This is a genomic window from Streptomyces sp. NPDC093225, assembly GCF_044753805.1.
GTDB lineage: Bacteria > Actinomycetota > Actinomycetes > Streptomycetales > Streptomycetaceae > Streptomyces.
Window position 1 is genome coordinate 25235 of sequence record NZ_JBIVNX010000005.1, and the last position, 7068, is coordinate 32302.

At 75.1% G+C, this 7068-nt stretch carries 7 protein-coding genes; 2 read left to right on the forward strand and 5 right to left on the reverse strand.

Features of this window, described 5'->3' with window-relative positions:
• Positions 1 to 100: 100 nt before the first annotated feature.
• Both ACIQCH_RS06970 and ACIQCH_RS06975 read left to right on the forward strand, forming a co-directional pair.
• Positions 101 to 1792: a SulP family inorganic anion transporter gene (locus tag ACIQCH_RS06970; protein WP_402578750.1), complete on the forward strand. Its 1692-nt coding sequence runs from the start codon at positions 101 to 103 to the stop codon at positions 1790 to 1792.
• A gap of 136 nt (positions 1793 to 1928) precedes the next feature.
• On the forward strand, positions 1929 to 2120 hold the full coding sequence (locus tag ACIQCH_RS06975; RefSeq protein ID WP_402579153.1) for a universal stress protein: 192 nt from the start codon (positions 1929 to 1931) through the stop codon (positions 2118 to 2120).
• 9 nt (positions 2121 to 2129) lie between these two features.
• Here ACIQCH_RS06975 and ACIQCH_RS06980 read toward each other — a convergent pair whose 3' ends face one another.
• The 5 genes from ACIQCH_RS06980 to ACIQCH_RS07000 are packed head-to-tail and all read right to left on the reverse strand — an operon-like array spanning position 2130 to position 6795.
• On the reverse strand, positions 2130 to 3533 hold the full coding sequence (locus ACIQCH_RS06980; protein WP_402578752.1) for a Ni/Fe hydrogenase subunit alpha: 1404 nt from the start codon (positions 3531 to 3533) through the stop codon (positions 2130 to 2132).
• Entirely contained in the window at positions 3530 to 4345 is an 816-nt protein-coding gene (locus ACIQCH_RS06985; RefSeq protein ID WP_402578754.1) for an oxidoreductase, read from the reverse strand. Before ACIQCH_RS06985 ends, ACIQCH_RS06980 begins: the two co-directional genes overlap by 4 nt.
• A 1-nt stretch (position 4346) precedes the next feature.
• Entirely contained in the window at positions 4347 to 5153 is an 807-nt protein-coding gene (locus ACIQCH_RS06990) for an FAD/NAD(P)-binding protein (RefSeq protein WP_402578756.1), read from the reverse strand.
• Complete coding sequence (locus tag ACIQCH_RS06995) at positions 5150 to 5626, reverse strand: cyclic nucleotide-binding domain-containing protein (RefSeq protein ID WP_402578758.1); 477 nt, start codon at positions 5624 to 5626, stop codon at positions 5150 to 5152. The genes ACIQCH_RS06990 and ACIQCH_RS06995 overlap by 4 nt, the downstream gene beginning before the upstream one ends.
• Positions 5623 to 6795: a 4Fe-4S dicluster domain-containing protein gene (locus ACIQCH_RS07000; protein WP_402578760.1), complete on the reverse strand. Its 1173-nt coding sequence runs from the start codon at positions 6793 to 6795 to the stop codon at positions 5623 to 5625. The genes ACIQCH_RS06995 and ACIQCH_RS07000 overlap by 4 nt, the downstream gene beginning before the upstream one ends.
• Positions 6796 to 7068 lie beyond the last annotated feature (273 nt).

Consider the following 7068-nt stretch of genomic DNA (forward strand, 5'->3'; position numbering starts at 1 on the left):
CCGCACCACCGCGTGGCCCCAGGCGCGCTTGCTCCTCCCCCTCGCCCTCCGCGCGGCACGATGGTGCGGCACACGCCCGCAGGCCGTCCCCGGAGGCGTCATGTCGAAGCACGGCCGGACCGCCGTGGCCCCGCTCGCCTTCCGCGGCTACCGCCCCGACTGGCTGCGCGGCGACGTTCTGGCCGGAATCACCGTCGCCGCCTACCTCGTACCCCAGGTCATGGCGTACGCGGGGGTCGCCGGGCTCCCTCCGGTCGCGGGCCTGTGGGCCGCCCTTCCGGCCATGGTGCTCTACGCGGTCACCGGATCGTCACGGTTGCTGTCCGTCGGACCGGAGTCGACGACGGCCCTGATGACGGCCGTGGCGATCGGCCCGCTGGCCGCCGGCGCCCCTGCCCGGTACGCGGTACTGGCGGCGGCACTCGCTGCCGTGGTCGGCCTGCTCGCCCTCGTCGCGTGGGCCGTCCGGCTGGGCTTCCTGGCCGACCTCCTGTCCCGGCCCGTCCTGGTCGGCTACCTCGCCGGAGTCGCCTTCATCATGATCGCGGACCAGCTGTCCCGCCTCACGGGCGTCCCGAGCACCGGAACCGGATTCTTCCCCCGCCTGCTCTCGACGCTCCGGCACCTCGACGAGGTCCACCGGCCGACCGCCGTCCTGGCGGCGTGCTGCCTCCTCCTGCTGTTCGCCCTGCCCCTGCTGTGGCGACCCCTGCCGGCACCGCTCCTCGTCCTCGTCCTCGCCACGGCCGCGGTGGCGGCGTTCGACCTCGACGACCGGTACGGAATCGACGTCACCGGAGCCGTACCGACCGGCCTGCCGGGCTTCGCCCTGCCCCGCCCGGACGACCTCGTGCACCTCGTCCCGCCCGCCCTGGGCGTCCTCCTGGTGGGCTACACGGACGTCGTCCTCACCGCCCGCGCCTTCGCCCGCCCGGACGACCCCCACCCCCTGGACGCCAACCGGGAGCTCCTCGCCCTCGGCAGCGCCAACCTCGGTGCGGGCCTCCTGTACGGCTTCCCGGTCAGCAGCAGCGCGAGCCGCACCGCCCTCGCGGCCTCGGCGCGGGCCCGCACCCAGGGGTACTCCCTCGTCGGCGCCGCCTGCGTGGCGGCCGTGCTCCTCCTCCTCGGCCCGCTGCTGGCCCACACCCCGTCCGCCGCCCTGGGCGCCATCGTGGTGTACGCCGCCGTGCGCCTGGTGGAGGTCGGCGAGTTCCGCCGGCTCGCCGCCTTCCGGCGTCGCGAACTGCTCCTCGCCCTCGGCTGCACCCTCGGCGTCCTCGCCCTGGGCATCCTCTACGGCGTCCTGGTCGCCATCGCCCTGTCGGTGGTCGAACTGCTGTCCCGGGTCGCCCGTCCGCACGATGCCGTCCTGGGCGTCGTACCGGGCCTGGCGGGCATGCACGACATCGACGACTACCCGGCCGCCCGCACCGTCCCGGGGCTGCTCATCTACCGCTACGACTCCCCGCTGTTCTTCGCCAACGCCGAGGACTTCCACCGCCGGGCACTGGCGGCCGTCGACGCGCAGGACGACCCGGTCCACTGGTTCGTCCTGAACACCGAGGCCAACGTCGAGGTCGACATCACAGCCCTGGACGCCGTCGAGGCCCTGCGCTCCGAACTGGTCGGCCGCGGCCTCGTCTTCGCACTCGCACGCGTCAAACGCGACCTGCGCACCCCTCTCGACGCGTACGGCCTCACCGCGAGCGTCGGCGCGGACCGTCTCTACCCCACCCTCCCCACCGCCGTCACCGCCTACCGCGCCTGGCAGCGCGCCACGGGCCGCTGACCCGCGCGGCGCACGGCCGCCGGCATGGTCGCACGACGCCGTCGCGGGGGTGGGCGCGCCGCGGTCGAGGCGACGCGAACGGCGTATAGGGGGCACATCCGCATGGCTGCATGGACACGCAGTAAGGGGCCCGCGGATCGTCGTGGGAGTCGACGGTTCGTCCTCGTCCCAGGCCGCGCTGCGCTGGGCGGTGCGCTACGCCGGACTCGTGGGCAGTCGCGGCCGCGGCGGGTTCCGTCGGGCGCTGCTGGGTTCCGTGAGCCAGCAGGTGGCGCTCCACGCCCCGTGCCCGGTGACGATCGTACGGTCGGACGCGCCGCAGGAGTGATCCGACGTTTCACCCCGGCCCCCGTCCACCGGGGTCGACGTGCCGCGTCCGGTCGATGTCCAGGTCCAGGAAGTGGGCCGAGCAGGAGATGCACGGGTCGTGGTTGCGGACGGCGCGTTCGCACAGGTGCTTGAGGCCGGCTTCGGAGTCCTCCCCGCGGTCGAGGCCGGCCTGGACGATGCGGCGCAGGTCGTCCTCGATGGCGCCCTGGTTCTGTGAGGTCGGCGGGACGAGGCGGGCGTCGGTGACGCGGCCGGAGCCGTCGAGCGCGTAGCGGTCGTAGAGCAGGCCGCGCGGGGCTTCGGTGGCGCCGTGCCCGGTGCCCGCGCGGGCCGGCACCTCCACGTACGGACGGCCCGGGGGCTCGTACGCGTCGATGATGCGGAGCGACTCCTCGACCGCGTAGAGGACCTCCACAGCCCGCACGAGGACGCTCCGGTACGGGTTTCTGAAGTCGCGGGCCTTCCCGGCGCCCGCCGCTCCGGCGAGCAGCGGAGGACTGCCCAGCCCGGCTTCCCGGGCCGCCTGCAGGGCCGTCGGGGAGAGCAGGTGTCCGCTGATCGCCCAGCGGGCCAGCGAACCGGTCAGGTGCCGGCGGCCGTCCAGCCGGGAGTGCAGGGCCGTGGAGTACGGGACCTGTTCCTCGGCGACGTGGTCGCAGAAGTCCCGCAGGGGGAAACCGCGCGCCACCAGGGGTCCGCCGTGCCGGAGCACGGTGGGGACGCCGGACTCGATGGCGTACGTGGCGGGCTCGGCGAGGGCGAACAGGTCCGCCTCGCAGGCGGCGTCGGGGAAGTCGAAGCCGGCGACCCAGCGCACCGTGTCCCAGGCGTCGTCGAGGGCGGTGCGCAACCGCTCGGCGAGGGGGCGGAGTTCGGCGCGGGTGGGGGTGCGGTGGAAGCCGCCGAGGCGGACGTTGACGGGGTGGATCGCCCGGCCGCCGAGCAGTTCGACCACCGCGTTCCCGGTCTGCTTCAGGCGCAGTCCGCGTTCGACGTGCTCCCGGTGGGTGCGGGACAGCCCGATCACGTCGTCGTGGCCGAGGAAGTCCGGGGCGTGCAGCAGGTGGATGTGCAGGGTCTGGCTCTCGATCCACTCGCCGCAGTACAGCAGCCGCCGCAGGGCCGCCAGCTGCCCGTCGACGGTGACGCCGCACGCGTCCTCGATCGCCCGGCAGGCGCTCATCTGGTAAGCGACGGGGCAGATGCCGCAGACGCGCGAGGTCAGGTCGGGGGGCTCGGTGTGGGCCCGGCCGCGGAGGAACGCCTCGAAGAACCGGGGCGGTTCGTAGATCGCCAGGCGTGCCTCGGTGACCGTGCCGTCCTGGATCCGCAGGTGGAGGGCGGTTTCGCCTTCGACGCGGGTGAGGGCGGGGATGCGCAGGGTCCGGGAGCGGGGCGCCGGCTCGCTCATCCGGTTCCTTCCGCGTCCGTCGCGCCGGGCCCCTGGTCCTCCACCGCGGTGAACGCCGTGGTGTTGTAGGTGTGCAGGAACCTGCCGACGTCCTCGTCGTCCATGCCGTCCCGGCGCAGCAGCGGGACCAGGGCGGGGAGGTTGGTGGTGCCGGCCGGTCCGAAGCAGCCGTAGCAGCCGCGTCCGTAGGTCGGGCACAGGGCGCCGCAGCCGGCGTGGGTGACGGGGCCGAGACAGGGTGTGCCGTGGGCGACGGTGACGCAGACGTTGCCGCGCCGCTTGCAGGCGAAGCAGACGCTGTGGTTCGGGATGCCGGGTTTGCGGCCGGCGAGGAACGCGGTGATCACCTCCAGGAGCTGGCCGCGGTCGATGGGGCAGCCGCGCAGTTCGAAGTCGACGGGCACGTGGGCGGAGACGGGCGTGGAGGTGGCGAGGGTGGCGATGTAGTCGGGGCGGGCGTAGACGGTCGCGAGGTACTCCTCGACGTGTGCGTAGTCGCGCAGTGCCTGGACGCCGCCGGCGGTGGCGCACGCGCCGATGGTGACCAGGTGGCGGGCCTCGGCGCGGATGCGCCGGATCCGGTCCAGGTGTTCGGGGGTGCTGACCGATCCCTCGACGAGCACGAGGTCGTACGGGCCGGGCGCAGTGTCTCCGGAGGCTTCCGCGAAGTGGGCGATCTCCACTTCGGAGGCGAGGCCGAGCAGTTCGTCCTCGCAGTCGAGGAGGGTGAGCTGGCAGCCGTCGCACGACGCGAACTTGAAGACGGCGAGGCGCGGGCGGGCTGGCTGGTGCGGTGCGTCGGGGGCGGTCATCTCACAGTTCCCGGACGGAGAGCAGGGACTCGGCCTGGTCGTAGCCGACGACGGGGCCGTCGCGGCAGAGCAGGAGCGGCCCGAGCTGGCAGTGACCGCAGTGGCCGGTGGCGCAGCGCATGTTCCGCTCCAGGGAGACCTGGACACGGGCCGGGGACACGCCCCGGTGGACGAGCGCCCGGCCGGTCGCGCGGATCATGACCTCGGGGCCGCAGACGAACGCGGTCGTCCCGACAGGTGTGAACGGAGCCTCGTCGAGCAGGGCGGTGACGACCCCGACCCGCCCGGCCCACCCCTCGGCGGGCCGGTCCACGGTCACGGCCGCATACGGCCTGCGCCAGTTCGCGAACTCCTCCGTGTACAGCAGGTCGGCCGGGGTCCTCGCGCCGGCGAGGACGGCGAGCCGCCCGTACGCCTCCCGTTCGGCCAGCACGGCGTCGATCAGCGGGCGCAGCGGGGCGAGGCCGATGCCGCCGGCCACGACGAGCACGTCGCCGCCGCGCGCGGCCGCCGCGTCCCATCCGGTGCCGAACGGGCCGCGCACCCCGACCGACGCACCGGGCCGGAGCCCGTGCAGCGCACGCGAGACGGGCCCGACGGACCGTACGGTGTGGCCGAGGACGCCTCCGTCGTGGATCCTGGACACGGAGACCGGGACCTCGCCCACCCCGCACGCGTACAGCATGGCGAACCGGCCCGGCGCGAAGGGTGCCAGGGGCTCGCCGACGGGCTCCAGGGTGAGGGTGACGACGTCGTGGGTCTCCTCCCGGCGATCGCGTACGCGGTGGGGGAGCGGTACGAGGCTCACGGCGCGGGCCCGCCCGGCTGCGGCGCGTACAGGTCGAGGAGCCGGGTGCGTGTGGCCCGCAGGCGTTCGCCGATCGTCCGGGCGACCAGGGTGACGAGGGCCAGGCCCAGGGCGGGCCGCTCGGTGCACAGGTCGCGCACCGCGGCGGCGTCGAACTCCCAGGCGAGGGTCGTCTCCCGGGTGCCGGCGCCCAGGTGCCACTGTCGGGGCGGGCACAGCCACGACCAGCCGAGCAGCCCGCCCGCACCGATCGTCTCGACGACCGCACTTCCCCTGCCGGGGACGTGGACGTCGAGGGCGACGGTGCCCGACCGGATGATCCAGAACCGGTCGGCCTCCCCACCCTCCTCGAAGACGCGCGTGCGGGCGGGCAGGACGACGGCCCCGGCCAGCTGCATGAGCAGCTCCCTGCCCTCTGGGGGGAGTTCGGCGAGCAGGCCGTCGGCCGCAGGGCCCTCCGTACCCGCCGTCACGGTGGGCTCCCCGGCTCTGCGGCCTCGTCGTGCAGGGCGCGGACCTCCTCGGTGAGGTCGATGCCGGTGGGGCACCACACGATGCACCGGCCGCACCCCACGCAGCCCGAGCTGCCGAACTGGTCGTGCCAGGTACCGAGCTTGTGGGTGAGCCACTGGCGGTAGCGGCTGTGCGGGGTGGCCCGGACCGGGCCGCCGTGCAGGAGAGAGAAGTCCAGGTCGTAGCAGGAGTCCCAGCGGCGCCACCGTTCGGCGTGGTCACCGGTCAGGTCGGTCACGTCCTCGGTCGTGGTGCAGAAGCAGGTCGGGCAGACCATGGTGCAGTTGCCGCAGCTCAGGCACCGGGACGTGACGTCGTCCCAGCGCTCCGCCTCCAGCGAGTCCCGCATCAGCGCCCGCAGGTCCACCCCCGCCGGCATGGACCGGCCCATCCGGTCCGCGGCCTCGCGCACCCCGCGGCCCGCGGCGGCCCGCGTGGAGTCGTCGGCGGCCCGGCCCGGGAGCTCCGCGAGCACCTCGGCGCCCTCCTCGCTGCCGCTCCGGCACAGGAAGCGATGGCCGCCGCCGTCCACCACCTCGGTCAGGGCGAGGTCGTACCCGGTGTCCACCGCCGGCCCCGAGCCCATCGACACGCAGAAGCAGGTGGCGCCCGGCTCCGTGCACTCGACCGCGATCAGGAAGGCCCCGTTCCGGCGGGCCCCGTACGCGGGGTCCTCGTACCGGCCCCCGGACAGCACCCGGTCGAGGATCCGGATGGCGCGCAGGTCGCAGGGGCGGACGCCGAGGAACGCGTACGAGACCTCCGCGGGTTCCTCCCCGCGCACGGTCAGCCCCCCGTCGGGCCGCCGGTCCGCGGTCCACTGGCGGACCCGCTCGGGATGCAGGAAGGACTTCCACGACTGCGGCCCCGCGCTGTGCGCGAAGGCGGCCCCGTCCTGGCGCCGGCGGACCCGGTACCGGCCCGCCGCCAGCTCCACGCCCCACCCGTAGGGCAGCGCCGCCGCCGAATCCAGCTCGTCGAGGACGATCGCGCCGTCGCGCACGGTCGGACCGATCACCGTACGGCCGCGGTGCTTCAGGACCTGGACGAGCACGCCCAGGCCATCGGGGTCGAGCACCGCTTCGGCCGCGCCGCCGCGGGCGGGTCCGGTGCCTGGGGGGTCGCTCATGCCCTGCCGTCTCCTGCCTGCCCTGCGGCCGGGAGGCGCGGGCCCGTCCCGGCCCGGTCCGGCCCGGCCCACCGGGCCGCGTCCGTGCGGAGTGCACCTGCTCACGGACAGGGTGTCAGGCGTGCGGCCCGAGGGCCGTCAAGCCGGTCCGGCGAGTCCCGGCCCCCCCCCCCGCCCCGGGGGGGGGGGGGGGGGGGCCCGGGGGGGGGGGGGCGCAGCGCGCCCCCCCCCCCGGCGGGGCCCACCGGGGCCGCCGCCCCCCCCCCACCCGGG